Here is an 18,664-nt window from a genome sequence, read left to right as displayed (position 1 = left end):
CTAACCGTTTTTTCTTAGCTATTTAGCGAATTTTCCTATGTCTAACATTGCCGTTTTAAACAACGTTGATCACGCTGATATCAAGATCAGTGTCAGTGACATCAACAGTACCAGTGATAACGTCAACCGTTGCCAGATCTATGCTTCTGAGATCACTGAATTGCAAAAAGAATTTCCCATCCTTATTTATCGCGGTGAAGAGTCGGACACTCTGCAACTGCATGCGATTCTGGGGCTGGAAAAAAATGAAAACCTGTTTTTATCCGCAAGCGGATGGACAACCCGTTTTGTGCCGGCATTACTGGCCCGGGGCCCGTTTAGCATTGGCTACTACAAAAATGACAACGGCGAACCCACGGATCCTAAAATCTGCCTTGATATGGATGATGCAAGGGTAAACAGTAACCAGGGCGAAGCCGTGTTTATGCCGATGGGGGGCGAGTCACAGTACCTGCAATATGTCAAAAAGGCACTGCAAACCATCGAAACCGGCGCTCAATACAACCACACGTTATTTACGCTAATCAACGAACTGGATTTGCTAGAACCGGTGTCTATTCAGATAAAGTTAAGTAATGTTGAGCAGGTTAACCTGAACAACTATTACACGATTAACCAGCAAAAGCTCAGTGCCCTTGAGGGGGATCAACTCGCTAAGCTCAATCAGTACGGTATCCTTAGCTCATTATTTTTTATTCTGTCTTCTATGGGCAATTTCCAGCGTCTCATCGAGCTAAAAAACGCTAAGTCAGCAGTACTGTAATTAATTAAGGACGCATTACCATGACGGCCAATCAGGTACTTGTGTTAGAGGGGATTTCACCCGACAACATTCCTTTTGATGATCTTTTTGCATTAAATAAACCGGTGATTCTAAAAGGGCTGGTGGCTGGCTGGCCGCTGGTGCAGGCCGGCAGGCAATCGGTTGAGCATGCGATGGCGCAGCTTACTGAACATGATACCGGCCAGCCGCTGTTGGCCTACCGTGGGCCCGCGGAAATTAAGTCGCGCTTTGGTTACAACGACACCTGTACCGGCTTTAATTATACCAGTGAAAAAACGCGCCTGACTGACGTGTTGGCTCAAATCAAAGCAGGATTCAGTGCAGATGATCATGAATACCTGTATATCAATTCCTTGCGATTCGATCAGGGGCTGCCAGAATTAAGTAGAACTAATACGCTCAACTTTTCCCATCCGGAATTCAGTAATAACCAGCCAGTGCCTAAAATCTGGATCGGTACGGAGTCGGTGGCGGCGGCGCATTTTGATCAGCCCAAAAACATTGCCTGTTGTGTATTAGGAAAGCGGCGCTTTACCTTATTTCCACCCGAACAGGTGGATAACTTATACCCCGGTCCACTGTCTCCAACACCGGGCGGACAGGTAGTTACCACCGCCAACCTGGACGACCCTGACTTTGAAAAATTCCCACGCTTAAAAACCGCGCTGGAAAATGCCTGGATCGCTGATCTGGAACCCGGTGACGGATTGTATTACCCCAGTATGTGGTGGCATGAAGTCAGGGCATTCGACCGCTTTAACATAATGGTTAACTTCTGGTGGATGACCGCGAAAGCTTATCTTGGTAACCCCATGGACGTGCTGATGCATGGCATACTTACCCTGCGCGACAAACCGGCCCAGGAAAAAGCCGCCTGGCGTGCATTGTTTGACTATTATGTGTTTGGTGACGGACAACAAGTCATCGACCATTTGCCGGCGGAATGTCATGGCCCTCTGGCCCGAATGGATGAATTTTCGGCGCGCCGTTTACGCGCAATGTTACTGAATAATCTTAATCGATAAATAGGCTAGAATTGATGGTACAAAAGAAAACCCGTGTTGTTGTAGCCGGGGGCGGCACTGCCGGATGGTTAACTGCGTTTAGTTTAGTGACCCGTTTAGGTAACGTGCTGGATATCACGTTAGTTGAGTCTGATCAGATTGGCACTGTGGGAGTGGGGGAAGCGACCATTCCCACCATGTGTAATTTTCATCAATTGATGGGCATCGACGAACGTGAGTTTATGGCTGCAACCAACGCCACCTTTAAACTGGGAATTCAGTTTGATAACTGGGCGACCGAGGGCGACAGCTATATTCACTCTTTTGGTGAAATTGGTCAGCGTTCGTGGATGGCCGAATTCCATGAGTTTTGGATGGAAGCTGCGGCCAATGGTCAGCAGGATAGTCTGGAAGAGTATTGCCTGGAACTTAAAGCGGCCAAGGCGAATAAGTTCGCCACTAAGATTGGCAATCGGTCGCTAAACTTTGCTTACCACCTTGATGCTACGGCTTATGCCGCTTATTTGAGAAAGAAATCCGAAGCAGCGGGGGTTACCCGTTGTGAAGGCAAAATTCAGTCGGTGGATACCGAGCCCCAAAGCGGTAATTTAACCGGTTTGACGTTGGACACCGGTATTGTAATTGAAGGTGATGTGTTTATAGACTGCACCGGTTTCAGGGGACTGTTAATTAGTGAACATCTCGGTGTCGGTTTTGAAGACTGGAGTCACTGGCTGGCGGCCGATCGAGCTATCGCCATTCAAACCCAGTCTACCGAAGCGCCCAAGCCTTATACTATCGCCACCGCCCACAAAGCCGGCTGGCAGTGGCGCATTCCGTTACAGTCACGGGTGGGTAATGGCATAGTTTATAGCAGTCGCTTTTTAAGTGACGAGGAGGCGCTGGCAACGCTAAAGCAAAACCTCGACGGTGAAATGCTCACCGATCCCCGTTATCTTAAATTTAACACCGGTCGACGGGAAAAAGCCTGGCATAAAAACTGTATTGCCGTCGGGTTAGCCAGCGGCTTTTTAGAACCGCTCGAATCAACCAGCATTCACCTGGTTACCACCGCGCTTTTCCGCCTGATGAAGCTATTCCCGTTTAGCAGTGACCATGAATTGCTGGCTGAGCAATATAATCGCGAAACGCAAAAAGAGATGGAGACCATCCGCGATTTTATTATTCTGCACTACAACCTGACCAAACGTGCAGACAGTGATTTCTGGAACCATTATCGCACTATGGATATCCCCGAACCGTTGGCTCACCGAATGGCTATCTTTGCGCAAAATGGCTACGTGTGGCCAGACGATGTGGGACTGTTCAGAGTGGACTCCTGGGTTCAGGTAATGATGGGCCAGGGGCTAATGCCAGCTCAGCATCACGGTGCCAGCCGAATGTTACCGACCGACAACTTAAAACAGCAACTCAGTGCATTTAAGCAGTCGGTTAATAATGCGTTGGGCAAGTTACCCGCCCACGCCGACTTTATTGCCCGGTATTGTCCGACACGCGAGCCGGTAAAGTAAGGTCACAACATGCAAAAAAATGGGTTGTGGTGTAGGCGGTGTTACCGCAGGTTGGTTAACTGCCGGTAGTATTGCGGCCAAGAATCGCTGGCTGGCGAGGATAAGTATTACCATCCCATACAGCACCTGCTGGTTTAGGGCGGTCAATCTGGTTGAAGCCACGGCGCTGGGACTAATTGAAAAGTCAGCAGAGTGGATTACCGAGCAATTATCCGGCAGCCAGGTAGCTATGGTGGAGTTTCGCAAGCGCTACGATGAGATGACTGACGCACGGTGGGATGAAATTATTGATTATATAAACTGCATTATGTGTTGAGTGAGCGCCGTGACAGCCTGCGGGAGGCGTTGCAGTTATGGCAAAGTCAGTTTCTTGGTCTGTTAGAAACCAATATTCGCCAGGCACTTTTTCCTCTGCCAGTAAACAGTATGTATTATATGGCTTTGGGGACGCTCCCGGGACTGGCAGCCGGACGGCATTACCATCCTGCGTAAGCCGTTAATCGAACAGGAGCGCCGGGAGTTTATGCATAATGGCGATAAGTTGTTGGCGCAATTGCCCATTAACCGTGACTATTTTAACCGGCTTAATACAGTTAGCGCTTAGCGATAATGTAAACGGCGTGCACAATGCCCGGAATATAGCCTAGCAGGGTAAGTAGAATATTGATCCAGAACTGCGCACCAATACCCACTTGCAGAAACACGCCAAGCGGTGGCAGTAAAATTGACAACAAGATGCGTAGAATATCCATGGTTATTACCTTTTATCTGTGTAAAACCATGAATATTGCAAGTGGCTTGCCAGTTATTGGATCGTTAATGGCAGCAACTGGCCTGGGATGATTTCGACAATTTCTGTTGTAACGCCTGCCAGCCATTTCTCAGCATTAAACCACCGAGCGCTACGGCACATAAAGCGTAAACAGGCGAAATATCACCATGTTGGTGAGCCGACTGGCCAAGCGCAATCCACGATTGCAACGAAAACTGATTAACCAGTAGATTCAGAGCATATCCCAGCACAATACTGGCGCTCATTACACTGACGATATACAGAATGAGCGTTCGTTTGCCCATTTCCTTGGCTATCATACCCATTGTCGAAATATTCGTTGCCGGCCCAGCCAGCAAAAATACCAGCACCGCACCGGGTGACAGCCCCGCACTTAAGAATCCCACGGCGATAGGGGTTGAAGCCGTTGCACAGATATACATAGGAATACCAATCACTGCCATCACCAGCATGGCAATCAGTCCGTCGCCCCAGCGGGTAAGAAAATCGGTAGGTACCCAGGTTTGAATTACGGCAGCCAGGGCCAGGCCAATCAGTAACCAGACCGTAATATCAATAAGCAACTTGCCGCTGGAAAACTGCCAGATAGCGGCGACTTTTTCAGTAAAGCCTGGTTTATGCTGTTGAGGCACAGAGCTGTTATTGCTGTCACAACAAGAGGACGTTTTGCTTGCAGGGGTTGCTTCCGTTGTTTGGGAGCTGCAGCAGGATGTTGTGCTTACCGGTTGGGTTGGTTTACTGCTGCAACAGGATGCCGTTTTTTCTTCAACGGTTGCTTTATTACCACAGCCAGTATTGACTGGTGCTGCCTGAGTGTTAGCGATTGTATTCGTGGTTGCTGGCGCTTCTTTATCGAACCACTTCACCATCATACCTGCGTAGATAGCGCTGATAATGGCACAAAATGGACGGACAACGGCGAACAGCGGGCCGAGCAACGCGTAGGAAACAGATACTGAGTCAACCCCGGTTTCCGGCGTGGAGACCAGAAACGATACTGTGGCGGGTTTCGAGGCACCACTGCGGCGTAAACCCACCGCTGCAGGAATCACCCCACAGGAACAAAGAGGCAGGGGAGCGCCAATCACTGCCGCTTTACCCACAGCGCCAGTACTGGCACTGCCCATATGTTTTTGTAACATACTGATGGGGACGAGTTCATGCATCAGGCCGGCAACCAGCAGTCCGAGTAATAACCACGGCGCTGACTCTATAAATAATAATAAAAAGTTTTGTGTTAACAGGGTGATATCGCTCATGATGCCTCCATGGAATCCAGAGCCTGCAGGATAGAGCAGTGTTCTGCGCTCTCCGGACCGCCACAACAGGCAGTATGCAGTGTTTTTAGTGACATACGAATTTTCTCCAGTTCAGCAATCTTTTCATCCAGTTCCCGGACTTTGCGCGCAGTGACTTGTTTCACTTCTTCACAGGTGTGATCGTCGGGGTGCAGACGCAGCTCAAGCAACTCGCTGATTTCATCAAGAGTAAAGCCAACGGCCTTAGCCCGCTTGATAAATTGCAGGCGGGCTAAATCGTCAGCAGAAAATAACCGGTAGCCGGCATCCGAACGTAATGAAGCCTGCACCAGCCCCTTATTTTCATAAAAGCGCACGGTGTCGACAGTGAGTTCGGTAAGCTTTGCCAGTTGGCCGATTTTGTAATGTTTAGTGTTCATGCTCATAGTGTAAACCCTGGAGTTAGCTCCAGAGTCAAGCTTAGCATAATCTGTTTTTTATTGGGTTAGAACAGCAAGCAAATACCGGCTCAGTATAAATCCCGCCAATACCTGCGAATTATTAATGAGAGCCCGCCCAGGTCAGGCAATGCTGTCATAACGAATTCGGTAAACTTTACCGGCAATCACCAGCAGACTAAGAGTGCCGAATCAGGGCGCAGATAACCAGGTTATTACCCATTTAACCAGCGATATAGCAATATCATGTAAGAAACCACTACCCATATCAATGTGCACAATATGGCCAGCCATGAGGGGGCTACGGTGTTCACCGGTTTCATTACATAGCGGGACAAATAGTAGCTCCAGATAGGGTTCCAGTATGGCCAGAAAGCATCGTAAAATCCTGCTCCTAATCAACGTGTGAGCATATTTTTAAGTGAGTCAGGCGAGCCCAGAGGCACGCCGTTACGACGTCGGACGTAACGTTGTAAGGATAGTGAATAGGCCACAATGTTTTGCCCTGAATGAACAAGCCGGTATAAATACCGGCCTGTGGTGTTATGTTACCAGCCGCACTGGCGGTTTTTGTTTTGCTCATCCAGCCAGGTTTTCAGTGGCTGGAAGTAATTAACAATGGTGCTGGCGTCCATTTTGTCTGTGCCGGTAAGGGCTTGTAGTGCCTCCTGCCAGGGCTTACTCTGACCCATTTCCAACATGGTGTTCAAAGCAGCACCGGCTTCTTTACTACCATAGATAGAGCAGCGGTTAAGTGGACCTTCATCTCCGGCTATGTCGCACAAAGCCTTGTGAAACTGGAATTGTAGTATGTGGGCAAGGAAGTAACGGGTGTAGGGCACATTGGCCGGTACATGATATTTAGCACCGGGATCAAAAGCCTGGGCGTCGCGGGCTACCGGCGCCATCACGCCCTGGTATTTCTCGCGCAAGTTCCACCATAGCTCATTGTAATCATCCGGGCCAACTTCACCGGCCATCACTTTCCAGCGCCATTGGTCAACCATTAAACCAAACGGAATAAAGGCAATTTTATCCAGGGCTGTCTGTAGAAGCATGCCGATATCATTGGACGGATCGGGGATTTCATCAATCAGCCCAATTTCTTTTAAGTACTTTGGCGTAATTGACAGTGCAATGGTATCGCCAATGGCTTCATGGAAACCATCGTTAGCCGAGCCGCGATACAACAGCGGCTCCTGATTGTACGCGCGTTGGTAATAGTTGTGGCCCAGTTCGTGGTGAATCACGTTAAATTCTTCGCCGGTAATCTGAATACACATTTTAATGCGTAAGTCGTCTTTATCATCGACGTTCCAGGCCGAAGCATGGCATTGCACATCCCGATCGGCAGGTTTACTGAACTGAGAGCGTTCCCAGAAAGTCTCTGGTAATTGTTCAAAGCCCAGTGAGGAAAAGAATGACTCCGCTTGTTTAACCATTTTAATTTCATCGTAGTCCTGATCGCGTAATGCACCGGTTACGTCGGGGACTTCCATAGGCTCTTCGGGTTTTACCAAATCGTAAATATTACCCCAACTCTGTGCCCACATATTACCCAGTAGGTGGGCCGGGATAGGCTTATCCTGAGGGACTATGTCTTCTCCGTAGTATTCGCCAAGCTCAGCTCGGACATGGCAGTGCAGGGCATCATACAAGGGCTTCACCTGACTCCATAAACGGTCCAGTTCAACCGGAAAGTCATCGGCAGGCATATCATACTTGCTGCGCCACAGCTCACTGACGTTGGCAAAGCCCAGTTCTGCTGCACCTTCATTGGCGATCACCACCTGTTCGGCATACAGATCTTTCATGGGGACAGATACTTCGCGCCAGCCTTTCCAGTATTCCAGTAGCAGATCGGCGTCGCGGGACGTCGCCATTTCTGCGCTCATATCGACCAGACCGATACAGTCATTCTCGGAACGACAGTATTTTCCTTTACCATAAATGCCATCCAGTTCTGAACTAATTTGTGCCAGTCGTTCTGATTTCATCGGACTAGCCGGCGGTGGCATGGTCAGCGAGGTTCGCATGAGGTCAAGTTTACGTCGCAGATCTGCATCGACTTCCACTTCGTTAAATTCTGCCGCCTGCTTGGCCAGCTCGGATACCCGGTTTGAATAGAGTTCAGAAATATAGGCATTCACCGTGGCCGTATCTTCGTTGATATTGGTGGCATATAACCAGGCTGCCTTTGCTGCCGGTACTTGCATCTTCTCCATTTCACGCTGGGCTGCATCAACAAACATCGCCGCATCTTCGGCGGTATACAATGGCGATGTCTCGGTGGTTTCCTGTGGTGGTTCGCTGGCTGGCTGACAACCGCTAAGTGTGGCAACCAGACCCAGTGAAACCAAAGAAAGACGGGTCATTTTCATAAGGCTTCTCTTGTTTTGGGAATTACCGTTTTTGTAGGGGAAATTCCCTTGTTGTTATATTGTAATAATTTCAGGCAGAAAGAGCCCTAACAAACAAGGTGTATACTTCTTTCAGCACTGCTACCACTGTAATCACATTCCCGAATAAAGCCAAGTGATACAGAGCAGTTAGCAAAAGAGTGCGGTACCGGGATGGCAGAACAATATGTTGGGGTTGTCTATGCGGGCAAAAGTGTGAATACGAAATTATGATGTGGGAATGATTGGTAACGCGGCAGGCGCAGCTACATTCGCTTTAAACAACACTGCTTAAACTTTTTGCCGCTATCACAAAAGCAGGGATCGTTGCGGCCCGTTCGGAGTAAGCCGGAATCACTGTGCATGGTACCTGTGGTATAACGCCATTCATTATCTTCCACCACAAAGTCGCTGGTTTCGTGCATCAGGTATGGTTTATGGTTAATGGCGTAATAGGCTTTAAATTCTACCTGATCCGTTGTGGCGGAACTTTGTTGTGCGTCGGGTGACGGACTTACCACTGATAAAGCCAGCCATTTGGTGCCTGAAGCACTATCTTCTAACGTTTGCTCACTCAATGAGGCGCGTTGTTTTTTGGCGTAAGTTTTTAAAATATAGGCCCAGTTATTTAAGCAGTATGCACTAAAGCGAGAGCGCATCAGGGCTTGTGCTGATTCTGCTATTGTTGCTCCGGAATGCTTAGGTTCACAACACTCAATGTAAGGCTTATTACTACAACAAAAACACAACACCGGCTAATCCTGTTTAATGGTAATGCCAGTAGTGTAAGGCGAGACGCCTGTTTTACCAAGGACCTTGCAAGATATTACCGGCCGCCTTGTCATTTACTGAAACGGCCACTAACGACACTGCATATTGTTCACACAACTGTTTAATAGAAACCCGCTCTTCTGGCGTCAGAATGAGATCTTCAACATAAATAGAACGGCACTGCCCACTGGTAATCAGACGGCGGATCCAGGCTGGTACTTTTTCCTGGTCTGGTTTCTGTATGCGAATGGCGTAGTCGACATCTTTTTGAAAAGCCACGGAATTTGATAACAAATATGACCAGCCTTTTTGCGTGGAAGCTCGTTTCGCCACGCGCTGAGGAAATTGCAGGATGTTGCTTTCAGTCTCAAATGTTGTGGTTGCCATCGTCATGATTGTTTCCTGTTAATTTATACAGTGTATGGATATACAGTAATACTGTATAAAACAACATGCAAGTTTTTTTGCTACTTTTTTAATCGATCCTGTCAGACCGAGTGTTGCTTCTTCTTGTTCTTGCGTACGTTTCCAATAAGATGAGAAATGATCTCTGTTAAATACATGCTCTACAGCCATTCTTTGTTATTTTATTTTTGATTTTCCCAATTAAATGCGATTCGCAAGCAGGGCATTACGTCTTATTTTGATACCAATCGTCTGGCTTCGTGGGACGGTAAACAATGGCATGACCGTGAAATTGCCTATGCAGGCAGTCGGCTATAAGACCGTGAAGCGAGCTGTACAGGGTTAATTACGTTAGAGCCAGAAAATCCCCGGCATGTAGTGATTTCTACTGATGTTGATCCTTCATCAGGGACGCCATTAGGGGGCAAGCGTCAGGTGTTCTGTGCGACGGTAGAGCAACAAGGTGAGACTGGCTCTATTGTCTGGCAGCGCTTATCTGCCGACGTTAAGCAGCATAATATTCGCCCTATGGTGGCTAGAGGCGTTGAACACAACGTGATCATGTGGTTGCAGGGCCTGTACAATACATACACAAAATTATGATCTTGATGCTGTCGGTCTCATTTTCTGATAGCCCGTTTCAGATTTAGCTACTGTCAGCAACGTCTTTGCTTAATGTAATGTGTGTTTGTGAGATTGGTCGGGATACTTATCGCTGATAGGAATGCGGGTTACCCTTGGTTACATTTTGCTAATTGTATAAACAAGGTTTAGTTGCTTTACTCAGTAAGGGCACAACCTACGGGAGCAATTTTATGTCGACTTTTAAACGTATCATATTGCTGGCAGCACTGCTGTTGGGCGCCTTGCTCTGTTATCAGGCGGGGTTTGCCAGAGGCACTGTGTTACTGGTAATTCTAGGTATGTTACTGGAAGCCGGATTTTGGTTTGGCATCTTCAGGTGGGAAAAATCACAACTTGTGTTTCAACAGGGAAGGTGATTTACCGACCATGTTGAAAAGTCTGGCGGTATTTCGACGGTGACACCGACAGATATTTATTAAAATTGTGCCGTAGGGTCACGGTATTATCAAAGCCCGCCTGTTCAGCAATTTGTTCAACAGACAATTGGGTGGTTTCCAGTAGTTGCCTGGCTATTTCCAGTTTGCGTTCGCTCAGCCACTGATGGGGTGTCATATTAAACTGACGGATAAAGTGGCGATCAAAGGTGCGCCGGGTCATATTGGCTCTGCGGGCAATTTGCTCTACCGTTAACGCCTTTCCGCTATGTTTTACTGCCCAGTCGAGCACGTTTGCCAGGGCAGAATTGGCTGGTGCCAGGGGCTTCTGGACAAACTGCGACTGGCCGCCGTCGCGATGAGCAGGCAATACCAGCCGGCGTGCCACAGTATTGGCGTATTCATAGCCAAAATCCTGCCGAATAACGGCAATGCCCAAATCGATGGCTGCAGCACTCCCAGCCGAGCAGCCGATGCGGCCGTCATACCAGTATAAACTGTCATCTCGGTAGGTAATGTGGGGAAAGCGTTGCCTGAATTGGTCCGCGTAGCGCCAGTGAGTAATGGCGGTGCGTTGGTTAAGCAAGCCGAGTGCGGCTAACAAAAATGACCCGGAGCAAAAACTGATAATCCGGCCACCCTGCTGATAATGACGACGTACTTCCGCGGCTAGCAGCGGATCAATTTGCTCAATACCAACCGGAAAATTGGGGATCACTAATAAATCAGTGGCCGGGAGTTGCTCAACAGCAGGGCACTGAAAAGCCGTATTACCCAGGCCTGCCAGCGTTTGGTTTCCCAGGGTGACGGTCTGAGTTTGATACCAGTATTTAAACTCCGGTCGGGGCAGGGCAAATAGCTCTGTGGCGCAGCCCAGTTCGAATAACGACAGTGTTTCACAAAGCAGAATGGTGACTTTTATCATAGAAGCCCTTGATGATAATAGTGAGTTTGTCTAAAAATTATCGATAGTAGTCATATTAGACAGTTTTGGTAAGGTGATCCAACAGCGATAATTAACTTTCTATTAATCAGGGAGTTTTATTATGCTATCTACTGTTATTCGCCCCAGACCCGCGGCCAGCGAGGAAGCTTTAGCCCATTTCCAGCGTTTACTAAAGTTCGAAACCGACTGTTGGGACGTGCACCATGCACTGCATAACAATCTGACCGACTTTGTATTGCTTGATGTGCGTGCTGTTGAAGTGGCGCGGCAAGGCTATATTGACGGCGCTACATTTTTGCCTCATGCACAGATAAACGAAGATACATTATCTGTTTATCCTGCAGAGACAGTATTTGTGGTGTATTGTGCCGGGCCCCATTGTAACGCCACCGAGAAAGCGGCTATCAGACTGGCACGCTTAGGCCGCCCCGTTAAAAAAATGATTGGTGGGGTTACTGGTTGGTTAGATGAAGGTTTTGAGCTGACTCGTGACGAATGAAGTTCTGGTAAGGGAAGGATGCTTTTCAGGGCATTGATAAGTGACTGCCATTAATGGAAGCGCTGGCGGTTGTGAAAGCCAACGGCTGGCGCATCTATACCTGGGTGCTTTGGCAGACGAGTGGTTCACTGTTGCTATTCTGGTAAATTACTGTTTTATCACTGACCAGAAATATCACCCGCTTGCTGACTTCAAAGTTTTTAAACTGGCCACACGTGCCGGACAGTAAGGTGTCGTTACTCAGCCTGAAATAATAGGTATATTGGCCGCTGCCCGACAGCAGTGAATAAGAAAGTGCTTTATCTTCGCCATCCTGTAGTTTACCAAAGGACAACTTGTCGTTGCTCAGACCAATGTAGCCCTGGACGATGTCGCTGTCAGAACTATTCAGCAAACTGATGCTCGGCGAACTGATGAGATAAGCCCAATAGAGCATGGCGGCGCAGACACAGGTCAGGGCGAATCCTTTCAGGTGCATATCCGCCCCCGGCAGTGCTGGTTGGGACGGCATAAAGATAATGGGTGATTTGCCATATATTCAATCCGTGAAATCTGGTGAATGAAGTAACGAATATCCGTGTTATTTCAATAATATCGCAGTGATCGCTCTATAAATCAAGTTGTCCAGACTACTCAGGCTAACACATCCGGCCTCCTTATCGTCAGGTTGTGCTTTGTGGCGCCAACAAAGCGCTTATCATTCTCTTTGTTGGTAGTTCTGCCAGGCCTGCATGGAACCGATAAATACATCCACTTGCTCAAAGCCCTGTGCTAATAAGTAGCTGGCTGCTACCGTTGCGCGCTTACCACTACCACAAGCCAGTGTGTAGTGACGCGATTTATCCAACTGATGATATTTTTCCGGCAAATATCCCAGATAAATGTGCTGCGCATCTTTAAATTCGGTGTCGTTGACCTCTTCTTGTTTACGTACGTCCAGTAGCTGCCAGTGAGCTAACGGTTCTTTAATACGTTTACCCACTCTATCAGCTGTAACGGATTTTACGTGTTGGCGTTGGTAAGCTTCAACGGTTTCTGGTTTTGGTACCATGCTCAGGTAGCCGGAAATCTGCTGGTACCCCATGCGCCACAACTGTTCGGCGCTTTCAGTTGCTTGTTGATGAGAATCTGCAACCAGCGCTACAGGCGTTGAATCATCGAGAAACCAGCCGCCATAGGCGCTGAGTAAATCACCCGGCAGATTGAGACTACCCGGGTAATGACAATCGCGAAACTGAGCGTGACTTCTCACATCAATCAGTACGCCGGGTCGTTCAGCGCTCTTTTGCCATTGGGATTGAGCCTCAGGCGCTAACAACTGACATGTAGCGGCTGGAACAGGCGTATCCATCCCGGTGATATTAGACTGCTCCATTTTTGTAAAGTAGGGCGCAATATAGTGATCCTCTTTTAACTTACGTTCGATAAAGGCTTTTTTAGAGGTGCACTGGTAGCCCGGGTTTTGCCGTTTTTCAATACCAATGGTAGTAAACTCTCGCTCTGCCATGCCTGACCCACACACCGAACCTGCGCCGTGAGCAGGGTAGACGATGATATCATCACCCAGTTTCGCCAGCGTTTGCAGGCTGTCATAAAGCTGGCCAGCCATCTTCTCCATTTGCTCGGGATAAAAATCCGTGCGGCCGACTTCGCTGACAAATAATGTATCGCCGGTAAATACACCGATGGGCTGACTATCCTGTTCGTTGTCGATAGCCAACAGGCAAATACTGTCTTTGGTATGGCCGGGTGTAGCGATGACTTTAAGCGTCCATTTACCTATCTCAAACGTATCACCGTCGTTTGCCTGGCGGGCGTACTCAATTGGCTCGTCAGCGTTTTTACCATGGTAAATGGTAGCGCCGGTCTGGTTGGCCAGGGCCAGGGCGCCAGAGATAAAGTCCTCATTGCGATGGGTTTCGATGATAGTGGTGAGCCGGCATTCATGCTGGCCGGCAAGAGCCAGGTAACGGTGTGTGTCTAACTGAGGATCAATTACACAGGCTTCGCCGTCACTGCCAATCAGGTACGAAAGATGTGCAATACCCGGTGTTTTAACTGATTCAACAAACATAGGTTAGCTCCTCGTTGGTGTTGTGCCGTGCACAACGTGAATGTTTCACTTCACCCTAAGCTTTCAAATGTCATGCCGAGTTAAAAGTTTTTGAAAAACAGTTTGTTAGAGTATTTTTAAGCAGTGCCTCCTTAGCAAATAAAGAAATATTCACTTAATCCTATATAAAATTTACATAGCATTGCGGGATTAGCGTGACCGTTTCAGGCGCTGCTTCAGGTATTGCAGGCGGGGGAGTAATATCAGCAAGGCAATAGCCCAATAAAGTAAGGGTTCCTGCAAACCGGTTTTACGCGACCAGCTAAAGTGCAGCAGTACCAGAAAAGCCACACCATAAATGGTGTTATGCAAAGGTTGCCAGCGTTTGCCAAGACGCTGTCGGACGTTATTAGGAGAGGTGATGGTTAAAGCGGCCAGCAATAATAAGGCTACCATTCCCACTGTAATATACGGGCGTTTGATAATTTCACTCACCACCATAGACCAGTCAAATTGCAGTTCGAAGCTGATGTAGGTCAGTAAATGGATAACAGCGTAAACGAAAACATAAACCCCCAACATGCGCCTGAAGCGCATTAAGACCGGTGCTGGTAGGTACCGGGCAGCAGGACTGATAAGCAGAGTTATCAGCAACAGATTCAGTGCGCCAATACCGGTAAAATGAATCAGCGCTTTAACCGGATCGGCACTGAGGTTATCTGTGATCCCCAGATAAAAAGTGAAAGTCACCCAGCCGAGGATCACGATATGCATTAGCGCTTTAGTCAACGTAATCTGTCGCGCAGACAGCCTTAAAGTTTTATTCAGTAACTTCATCAAAAACTAATAGTAGCGGGTGAGATCCATGTTGGTATACAGCGGGGCGACTTCCTGATAACCATTAAACATTTCGGTATCGATACGGTTTTGTGAAAACAGGCCGCCCTTGGTGATCCGTCGCTCACTGGCCTGACTCCAGCGTGGATGGGCCACATTCGGGTTCACGTTGGCATAAAAGCCATATTCGTGAGCAGCCAGACGATTCCAGGTCGTTGGCGGCTCCTGATCGGTCAGGGTTATTTGCACTACGGATTTAATGCTTTTAAATCCGTACTTCCATGGCACTACCAAGCGAATTGGCGCGCCGTTTTGCGGTGGTAGGGTTTTACCATACACGCCAACAGACATAAGAGATAGCGGGTGCATGGCTTCATCGAGTCGCAGACCTTCCACATAAGGGTAGTCGATCCCGCCACCTATAAACGGATTGCGTTGGCCCGGCATCTGTTTCGGGTCGTAAAGGGTTTTAAACGCCACGTATTTAGCCGACCCGAGCGGGTCAGCCAGCTTAAGTAGTTTATTCAACTCAAAACCCAGCCAGGGGATCACCATTGACCAGGCCTCAACGCACCTCAATCGGTAAACCCGTTCTTCAAGGGGAAATTTGTTAAGGATGTCGTCATAGCTCAGGGTAATGGGGTTACGTACCATACCGTCAATTTTCAGTGACCAGGGGTCAACCTGCAAAGACTGAGCATTTTCTAGCGGATCATCCTTACCGGTTCCAAACTCATAAAAGTTGTTGTACGAGGTGACTTTTGCATAAGGCGTCATAGTCTCGTCGGTGGAAACGCTTTCGTTACGGGTAAAGTCCAGCGGCTCGGCCTTGAATGCCGGCTTGTCATCATCATCGAACCAACCACGGGCCGTTGCGGAGCCACTTAACAGCGCGCCAGCGCCAACAAACCCCATGGATTTAAGCAGGTTGCGCCGCGATGAGAATACCGTTTCGTCGGTAATTTCGCTGCTTTTGAAAGTTTGTGATGGTTTAAATCGTTTAGTCATAATGCCTGATTTGCTAAAACTAATATCTCTGGTTACGTACTTAGACCGCATTAAGCACAAAATAATTTCACTCATTTGTCACTGACTATGTGGGTTAGTCGTATTTGCTCTAAGTTGGCAAGGAACTTGATAGTTAATCACTATACACATTACAACCACAGAAATTTGACGCTTATGAGACTGCCAACCAAAACATTAATTGCAAAAATCGAATCATTGTCTGCGCAATTAAACCCGGAACAACTCAAAGAATTTTTAGACGTACTGGACTCCATGGCTGTAATGGTTGAAGACGCTAAAGCGATGCCGTCATCATCAGAAACCAGCGAGTTAAATGTGGTTAAACTGGCCTTGCATTAATAAGGTTGCTACTCCTCTGATTCGTCATTTTCAGCGGGTAGCTGGTTAAGACATTCAGCGTCGTTGGCATTATACAATATGCCAATGATATCGGTGTCTGCAGAGGTAATGGTGCGCCCGAGCAGGTCGGCAGTAACGTCCTGTAATAACTCTTGTCTTTGTAAGGCGACCATCTCCGGATGACTCACCTGCGGGTAGGTTATAAGCTGTAATCCTTCGCGCTTTAACTGCAGCTATGCCGCGGCAGGGGTGACTTTATCGTGGTGCGACGCATAGATAAACGCAGAACCCTGAAGGTGCGCAACACTCTACACTAACTCTGTATCCTGCTCAGTTTTGCCGGCCCGCTCATAAACGATATCCACTGCTTCTTCGACGGTTTGACGGGTGTAAAACTTGTTTTTATAAGCGGTATTCCAAAGTGCTTTTGCTGCTGAGCGGAAATTGGTCATTGGCGCAAGCAAGTATAGTTGGCCATTGTCATGTATAAGGACAAGTTATAGTTTTATGGACAATATCAAATACATTGCTGTTACTTCATGAGGCCTAAATGCGTGTATATTTGCGTAGTTTGCATCGGTGTATGCCCCAGTAACTCCTGAATAGTTCGGATATCGTATCCAGCGCGTAAAAGTTCAGTCGCAAATGTCTGGCGAAATGTGTGGCAACCGCCGTGTTTGTGTATTCCGGCAATCTGAATCGCTTTCTTAACCGCCTTTTGTAATGTACGAGTTGATGTATACCAGCGACGCTCGACGTTAAAGGTTTTGTCCATATCTTGATATGACAGAAGGGAACACATATTGCCAGCCCAGTGATTGTTCTGCGGCTGGGTATTTCTTCCGCGATGAATTAGGTAGCTCAACATATCCTTTACCCTGAATTAAGTCGTAATCATGCAGTGATTTCCTCCATTCTATTTGTTGAGACGGTGGCCGGATGAGTTTCTCAGAGAATAGTGTGACACGGTCTTGCCTACCTTTGGCGCATTTAACATGAATGGTTTTTAGGGTTAAATCCACGTCTTTTACTCTCAGTTGAACACACTCACTTATCCGAAGCCCAGAGCCATAGAGTAAGGATGCCATGAGGCGATGCGTTCCCTGCATCGCACGTAATATTTTCATGGCCTCCGGATGGGTAAAGACAACAGGTAAATTTGTTGGCGTTTTAGGGCGAGGAGTCGGGTCAAGCTGTCCCATCTCCCGTTCCAAAACATGCTTAAAAAAGAAATTAATTGCGTTAATGGCTGCGTTTAGCGTCGTAGCTGAATTTTTGCGCTTTGAAATATGTTGGAGAAGCTGGTTGATGTGCGCTGTACAAAGGTCTTGGGTAGGTGTAGCCCGATTATAATTAAGGAAGTACTTTATCCGGTAGCGGTAGGTTTGCTCCGTTCTTTTGCTGTATCCCAGCCTGTTAACGGTAAAGGAAATCCGGTTAATAAGGTTTTGCCCCGACTCAGCGATTCGTATTTTTTTGTGGTCCATGTTTTGCGAACCTCTAAGTGTATGACTTGGAAGCGTAAAGCTGTACTATGATGATAGTGATTCATTTATATGCGAATCGTGGTTCGCATATAAGTAGGTTCGCAAAATATTAAGCGATGCCAGCGCAGTCACAGCAAGGGATAGCGTGAGTTAGTCCAGTATGATAAAAATTAATATGCGGTTCTTCGGGTCCGCATCATTTAAATGTTAGGTTTAATGGAGTAAATATGGCTGAACCTGATTATGATGGATATGAAAAATCTTTAGAAAAAGTGCTAGAAGGAGCCACTAAAGACTATTATTCAGCATATGTAGAAATTAACAGGCATCAGGTTACTGTTGGCCGTGCATATTTATGGGTTTCGGCTGCGTTAATTGGTGTTTATGCAGCCGCCTTTGAAAAATTCGGAAATTTTATTGTCAGTCATTCTTGCTCTGTAGTTATAGGTACTTTCGCATTTATTTTAGCTTGCGTGGGATTTGGAATATGTTTGTATTCAATACCTGCACGAAAGGGGTATATGGCTATTCCACAAAAAGGCTGGGGTGAGTTTAGTAAAATTGCTTATGACGAATTAGTCAAAACCGATACTAAAGTTTATGGGGCATTCCTGACACATCTGATATCCCGAGTAGATCAGGCATATGCTTATAATTTCAAAACAAACCAAAAAAGAGCTCAATTATTAAGAGTTACATCTTGGATACTAATCGCTTCTTTTTGTTTGGCGATTTTTGCAAGTGCAGTGACTCTAGTCGACGTAGTATCTAACCCACAACCAAAGGAAGTTAAAGTCATGAGTAACGAAGGTAAAGATAGCAACGATAACCAATCTTCTCAGCAAGCTGAACCAGCTCCACAACTTAAAGTACCTGAACCACCACCTTCTGCGGATATTGGTAGCGGAGGTTTCATTAGTACACATAGTGCAGAGCCAGCTGACACGCAAAACGTTGTCGTATCTACAGAGGACTTTAAACCTAACAAATAAGTTAACTGGGATTTAAAAAGCTTGGCTTCGCTCGTACCTCACGAATTTTAGCCAAGCTTTTAAACCCGTTATTTAGGCG

Annotated in this window: 25 protein-coding genes; 10 read left to right on the top strand and 15 right to left on the bottom strand. The window is 47.3% G+C overall.

The genetic code is table 11. The annotated features are described in order from the left end of the window. Positions 1 to 37: 37 nt before the first annotated feature. Genes AC2T0J_RS19855 through AC2T0J_RS19835 form a run of 5 tightly spaced genes read left to right on the top strand, consistent with a single transcriptional unit; the run spans position 38 to position 3,812 of the window. Complete coding sequence (locus tag AC2T0J_RS19855; protein WP_489807472.1) at positions 38 to 763, top strand: SapC family protein; 726 nt, start codon at positions 38 to 40, stop codon at positions 761 to 763. 20 nt (positions 764 to 783) lie between these two features. After that, complete coding sequence (locus AC2T0J_RS19850) at positions 784 to 1,809, top strand: cupin-like domain-containing protein (RefSeq protein ID WP_489807471.1); 1,026 nt, start codon at positions 784 to 786, stop codon at positions 1,807 to 1,809. A 14-nt stretch (positions 1,810 to 1,823) separates the two neighbouring features. After that, complete coding sequence (locus AC2T0J_RS19845) at positions 1,824 to 3,320, top strand: tryptophan halogenase family protein (RefSeq protein ID WP_489807470.1); 1,497 nt, start codon at positions 1,824 to 1,826, stop codon at positions 3,318 to 3,320. Between the two features lie 19 nt (positions 3,321 to 3,339). Beyond that, positions 3,340 to 3,636, top strand: a complete 297-nt coding sequence (locus tag AC2T0J_RS19840) for a hypothetical protein (RefSeq protein ID WP_489807469.1) — start codon at positions 3,340 to 3,342, stop codon at positions 3,634 to 3,636. Further along, on the top strand, positions 3,633 to 3,812 hold the full coding sequence (locus tag AC2T0J_RS19835; protein WP_489807468.1) for a hypothetical protein: 180 nt from the start codon (positions 3,633 to 3,635) through the stop codon (positions 3,810 to 3,812). Before AC2T0J_RS19840 ends, AC2T0J_RS19835 begins: the two co-directional genes overlap by 4 nt. 101 nt (positions 3,813 to 3,913) lie before the next feature. Here AC2T0J_RS19835 and AC2T0J_RS19830 read toward each other — a convergent pair whose 3' ends face one another. The 6 genes from AC2T0J_RS19830 to AC2T0J_RS19805 all read right to left on the bottom strand — a co-directional run bounded on the left by AC2T0J_RS19830 (position 3,914) and on the right by AC2T0J_RS19805 (position 9,372). Continuing rightward, positions 3,914 to 4,072 carry a YqaE/Pmp3 family membrane protein gene (locus AC2T0J_RS19830; RefSeq protein ID WP_105935811.1) on the bottom strand — a complete coding sequence of 53 codons (159 nt, stop codon included), beginning with the start codon at positions 4,070 to 4,072 and terminating at the stop codon, positions 3,914 to 3,916. A gap of 64 nt (positions 4,073 to 4,136) precedes the next feature. Then, entirely contained in the window at positions 4,137 to 5,372 is a 1,236-nt protein-coding gene (locus AC2T0J_RS19825; protein WP_489807467.1) for an SO_0444 family Cu/Zn efflux transporter, read from the bottom strand. After that, positions 5,369 to 5,797, bottom strand: a complete 429-nt coding sequence (gene zntR / locus AC2T0J_RS19820; protein ID WP_489807466.1) for a Zn(2+)-responsive transcriptional regulator — start codon at positions 5,795 to 5,797, stop codon at positions 5,369 to 5,371. Before zntR ends, AC2T0J_RS19825 begins: the two co-directional genes overlap by 4 nt. Positions 5,798 to 6,357: 560 nt before the next feature. Then, positions 6,358 to 8,190 carry a M2 family metallopeptidase gene (locus AC2T0J_RS19815; protein ID WP_489807465.1) on the bottom strand — a complete coding sequence of 611 codons (1,833 nt, stop codon included), beginning with the start codon at positions 8,188 to 8,190 and terminating at the stop codon, positions 6,358 to 6,360. A gap of 284 nt (positions 8,191 to 8,474) precedes the next feature. After that, positions 8,475 to 8,867, bottom strand: a complete 393-nt coding sequence (locus AC2T0J_RS19810; RefSeq protein WP_489807464.1) for a YchJ family protein — start codon at positions 8,865 to 8,867, stop codon at positions 8,475 to 8,477. Between the two features lie 145 nt (positions 8,868 to 9,012). Beyond that, on the bottom strand, positions 9,013 to 9,372 hold the full coding sequence (locus tag AC2T0J_RS19805; RefSeq protein WP_489807463.1) for a deoxyguanosinetriphosphate triphosphohydrolase: 360 nt from the start codon (positions 9,370 to 9,372) through the stop codon (positions 9,013 to 9,015). A gap of 390 nt (positions 9,373 to 9,762) precedes the next feature. Here AC2T0J_RS19805 and AC2T0J_RS19800 point away from each other — a divergent pair, with 390 nt between their 5' ends. Next, positions 9,763 to 9,987 (top strand): hypothetical protein, encoded by a 225-nt coding sequence (locus tag AC2T0J_RS19800; protein WP_489807462.1) that lies wholly within the window; start codon positions 9,763 to 9,765, stop codon positions 9,985 to 9,987. Between the two features lie 212 nt (positions 9,988 to 10,199). Further along, on the top strand, positions 10,200 to 10,385 hold the full coding sequence (locus AC2T0J_RS19795) for a hypothetical protein (RefSeq protein WP_489807461.1): 186 nt from the start codon (positions 10,200 to 10,202) through the stop codon (positions 10,383 to 10,385). A gap of 1 nt (position 10,386) precedes the next feature. On the opposite strand, the gene AC2T0J_RS19790 is transcribed toward AC2T0J_RS19795, so the two are convergent. Further along, entirely contained in the window at positions 10,387 to 11,328 is a 942-nt protein-coding gene (locus AC2T0J_RS19790) for a helix-turn-helix domain-containing protein (protein ID WP_489807460.1), read from the bottom strand. 121 nt (positions 11,329 to 11,449) lie between these two features. On the opposite strand from AC2T0J_RS19790, the gene AC2T0J_RS19785 reads away from it, so the two are divergent. Beyond that, on the top strand, positions 11,450 to 11,848 hold the full coding sequence (locus tag AC2T0J_RS19785; RefSeq protein ID WP_489807459.1) for a rhodanese-like domain-containing protein: 399 nt from the start codon (positions 11,450 to 11,452) through the stop codon (positions 11,846 to 11,848). A gap of 94 nt (positions 11,849 to 11,942) precedes the next feature. Here the strand turns inward: AC2T0J_RS19785 and AC2T0J_RS19780 are convergent, their stop codons facing one another. The 4 genes from AC2T0J_RS19780 to msrP form a co-directional block, all read right to left on the bottom strand. Beyond that, positions 11,943 to 12,326 carry a hypothetical protein gene (locus AC2T0J_RS19780; RefSeq protein WP_489807458.1) on the bottom strand — a complete coding sequence of 128 codons (384 nt, stop codon included), beginning with the start codon at positions 12,324 to 12,326 and terminating at the stop codon, positions 11,943 to 11,945. Positions 12,327 to 12,545: 219 nt separating this feature from the next. Further along, positions 12,546 to 13,922, bottom strand: a complete 1,377-nt coding sequence (locus tag AC2T0J_RS19775) for an MBL fold metallo-hydrolase (protein ID WP_489807457.1) — start codon at positions 13,920 to 13,922, stop codon at positions 12,546 to 12,548. A gap of 189 nt (positions 13,923 to 14,111) precedes the next feature. Beyond that, entirely contained in the window at positions 14,112 to 14,690 is a 579-nt protein-coding gene (gene msrQ, locus AC2T0J_RS19770) for a protein-methionine-sulfoxide reductase heme-binding subunit MsrQ (RefSeq protein ID WP_489807456.1), read from the bottom strand. A 54-nt stretch (positions 14,691 to 14,744) separates the two neighbouring features. Further along, positions 14,745 to 15,746: a protein-methionine-sulfoxide reductase catalytic subunit MsrP gene (gene msrP, locus AC2T0J_RS19765; protein ID WP_489807455.1), complete on the bottom strand. Its 1,002-nt coding sequence runs from the start codon at positions 15,744 to 15,746 to the stop codon at positions 14,745 to 14,747. Positions 15,747 to 15,920: 174 nt separating this feature from the next. Between msrP and AC2T0J_RS19760 the strand changes: the two genes are divergently transcribed. Continuing rightward, on the top strand, positions 15,921 to 16,106 hold the full coding sequence (locus tag AC2T0J_RS19760; RefSeq protein WP_489807454.1) for a hypothetical protein: 186 nt from the start codon (positions 15,921 to 15,923) through the stop codon (positions 16,104 to 16,106). An 8-nt stretch (positions 16,107 to 16,114) separates the two neighbouring features. Here AC2T0J_RS19760 and AC2T0J_RS19755 read toward each other — a convergent pair whose 3' ends face one another. The 4 genes from AC2T0J_RS19755 to AC2T0J_RS19740 form a co-directional block, all read right to left on the bottom strand. Beyond that, positions 16,115 to 16,279: a hypothetical protein gene (locus AC2T0J_RS19755; protein WP_489807453.1), complete on the bottom strand. Its 165-nt coding sequence runs from the start codon at positions 16,277 to 16,279 to the stop codon at positions 16,115 to 16,117. A gap of 135 nt (positions 16,280 to 16,414) precedes the next feature. After that, entirely contained in the window at positions 16,415 to 16,558 is a 144-nt protein-coding gene (locus tag AC2T0J_RS19750; RefSeq protein WP_489807452.1) for a hypothetical protein, read from the bottom strand. Between the two features lie 80 nt (positions 16,559 to 16,638). Beyond that, positions 16,639 to 16,881 (bottom strand): tyrosine-type recombinase/integrase, encoded by a 243-nt coding sequence (locus AC2T0J_RS19745; RefSeq protein ID WP_489807451.1) that lies wholly within the window; start codon positions 16,879 to 16,881, stop codon positions 16,639 to 16,641. Next, the gene (locus AC2T0J_RS19740; protein ID WP_489807450.1) at positions 16,865 to 17,593 is read right to left on the bottom strand and encodes a phage integrase N-terminal SAM-like domain-containing protein; all 729 of its coding nucleotides are present in this window, start codon (positions 17,591 to 17,593) and stop codon (positions 16,865 to 16,867) included. The genes AC2T0J_RS19745 and AC2T0J_RS19740 overlap by 17 nt, the downstream gene beginning before the upstream one ends. Positions 17,594 to 17,820: 227 nt before the next feature. On the opposite strand from AC2T0J_RS19740, the gene AC2T0J_RS19735 reads away from it, so the two are divergent. Further along, positions 17,821 to 18,585 (top strand): hypothetical protein, encoded by a 765-nt coding sequence (locus AC2T0J_RS19735; RefSeq protein ID WP_489807449.1) that lies wholly within the window; start codon positions 17,821 to 17,823, stop codon positions 18,583 to 18,585. The last annotated feature ends 79 nt before the right edge of the window (positions 18,586 to 18,664 follow it).

This window comes from Alteromonas sp. ISO5 (assembly GCF_058105165.1).
The sequence above is the reverse complement of the archived record's forward strand: the minus strand, read 5'-3'. Positions and strand labels throughout refer to the sequence as shown.

Bases quoted from the DNA above. Each gene is read 5' to 3' on its own strand.
- msrP (WP_489807455.1), bottom strand. From the start codon at position 15,746: ATGACTAAACGATTTAAACCATCACAAACTTTCAAAAGCAGCGAAATT.
- AC2T0J_RS19760 (WP_489807454.1), top strand. From the start codon at position 15,921: ATGAGACTGCCAACCAAAACATTAATTGCAAAAATCGAATCATTGTCT.
- AC2T0J_RS19735 (WP_489807449.1), top strand. From the start codon at position 17,821: ATGGCTGAACCTGATTATGATGGATATGAAAAATCTTTAGAAAAAGTG.
- AC2T0J_RS19840 (WP_489807469.1), top strand. From the start codon at position 3,340: ATGGGTTGTGGTGTAGGCGGTGTTACCGCAGGTTGGTTAACTGCCGGT.
- AC2T0J_RS19780 (WP_489807458.1), bottom strand. From the start codon at position 12,326: ATGCACCTGAAAGGATTCGCCCTGACCTGTGTCTGCGCCGCCATGCTC.
- AC2T0J_RS19830 (WP_105935811.1), bottom strand. From the start codon at position 4,072: ATGGATATTCTACGCATCTTGTTGTCAATTTTACTGCCACCGCTTGGC.
- AC2T0J_RS19805 (WP_489807463.1), bottom strand. From the start codon at position 9,372: ATGACGATGGCAACCACAACATTTGAGACTGAAAGCAACATCCTGCAA.
- AC2T0J_RS19785 (WP_489807459.1), top strand. From the start codon at position 11,450: ATGCTATCTACTGTTATTCGCCCCAGACCCGCGGCCAGCGAGGAAGCT.
- AC2T0J_RS19790 (WP_489807460.1), bottom strand. From the start codon at position 11,328: ATGATAAAAGTCACCATTCTGCTTTGTGAAACACTGTCGTTATTCGAA.
- AC2T0J_RS19795 (WP_489807461.1), top strand. From the start codon at position 10,200: ATGTCGACTTTTAAACGTATCATATTGCTGGCAGCACTGCTGTTGGGC.
- AC2T0J_RS19855 (WP_489807472.1), top strand. From the start codon at position 38: ATGTCTAACATTGCCGTTTTAAACAACGTTGATCACGCTGATATCAAG.
- AC2T0J_RS19845 (WP_489807470.1), top strand. From the start codon at position 1,824: ATGGTACAAAAGAAAACCCGTGTTGTTGTAGCCGGGGGCGGCACTGCC.
- AC2T0J_RS19825 (WP_489807467.1), bottom strand. From the start codon at position 5,372: ATGAGCGATATCACCCTGTTAACACAAAACTTTTTATTATTATTTATA.
- AC2T0J_RS19815 (WP_489807465.1), bottom strand. From the start codon at position 8,190: ATGAAAATGACCCGTCTTTCTTTGGTTTCACTGGGTCTGGTTGCCACA.
- AC2T0J_RS19740 (WP_489807450.1), bottom strand. From the start codon at position 17,593: ATGGACCACAAAAAAATACGAATCGCTGAGTCGGGGCAAAACCTTATT.
- AC2T0J_RS19755 (WP_489807453.1), bottom strand. From the start codon at position 16,279: ATGGTCGCCTTACAAAGACAAGAGTTATTACAGGACGTTACTGCCGAC.
- AC2T0J_RS19810 (WP_489807464.1), bottom strand. From the start codon at position 8,867: ATGCGCTCTCGCTTTAGTGCATACTGCTTAAATAACTGGGCCTATATT.
- zntR (WP_489807466.1), bottom strand. From the start codon at position 5,797: ATGAGCATGAACACTAAACATTACAAAATCGGCCAACTGGCAAAGCTT.
- AC2T0J_RS19850 (WP_489807471.1), top strand. From the start codon at position 784: ATGACGGCCAATCAGGTACTTGTGTTAGAGGGGATTTCACCCGACAAC.
- AC2T0J_RS19775 (WP_489807457.1), bottom strand. From the start codon at position 13,922: ATGTTTGTTGAATCAGTTAAAACACCGGGTATTGCACATCTTTCGTAC.
- AC2T0J_RS19750 (WP_489807452.1), bottom strand. From the start codon at position 16,558: ATGACCAATTTCCGCTCAGCAGCAAAAGCACTTTGGAATACCGCTTAT.
- AC2T0J_RS19745 (WP_489807451.1), bottom strand. From the start codon at position 16,881: ATGGACAAAACCTTTAACGTCGAGCGTCGCTGGTATACATCAACTCGT.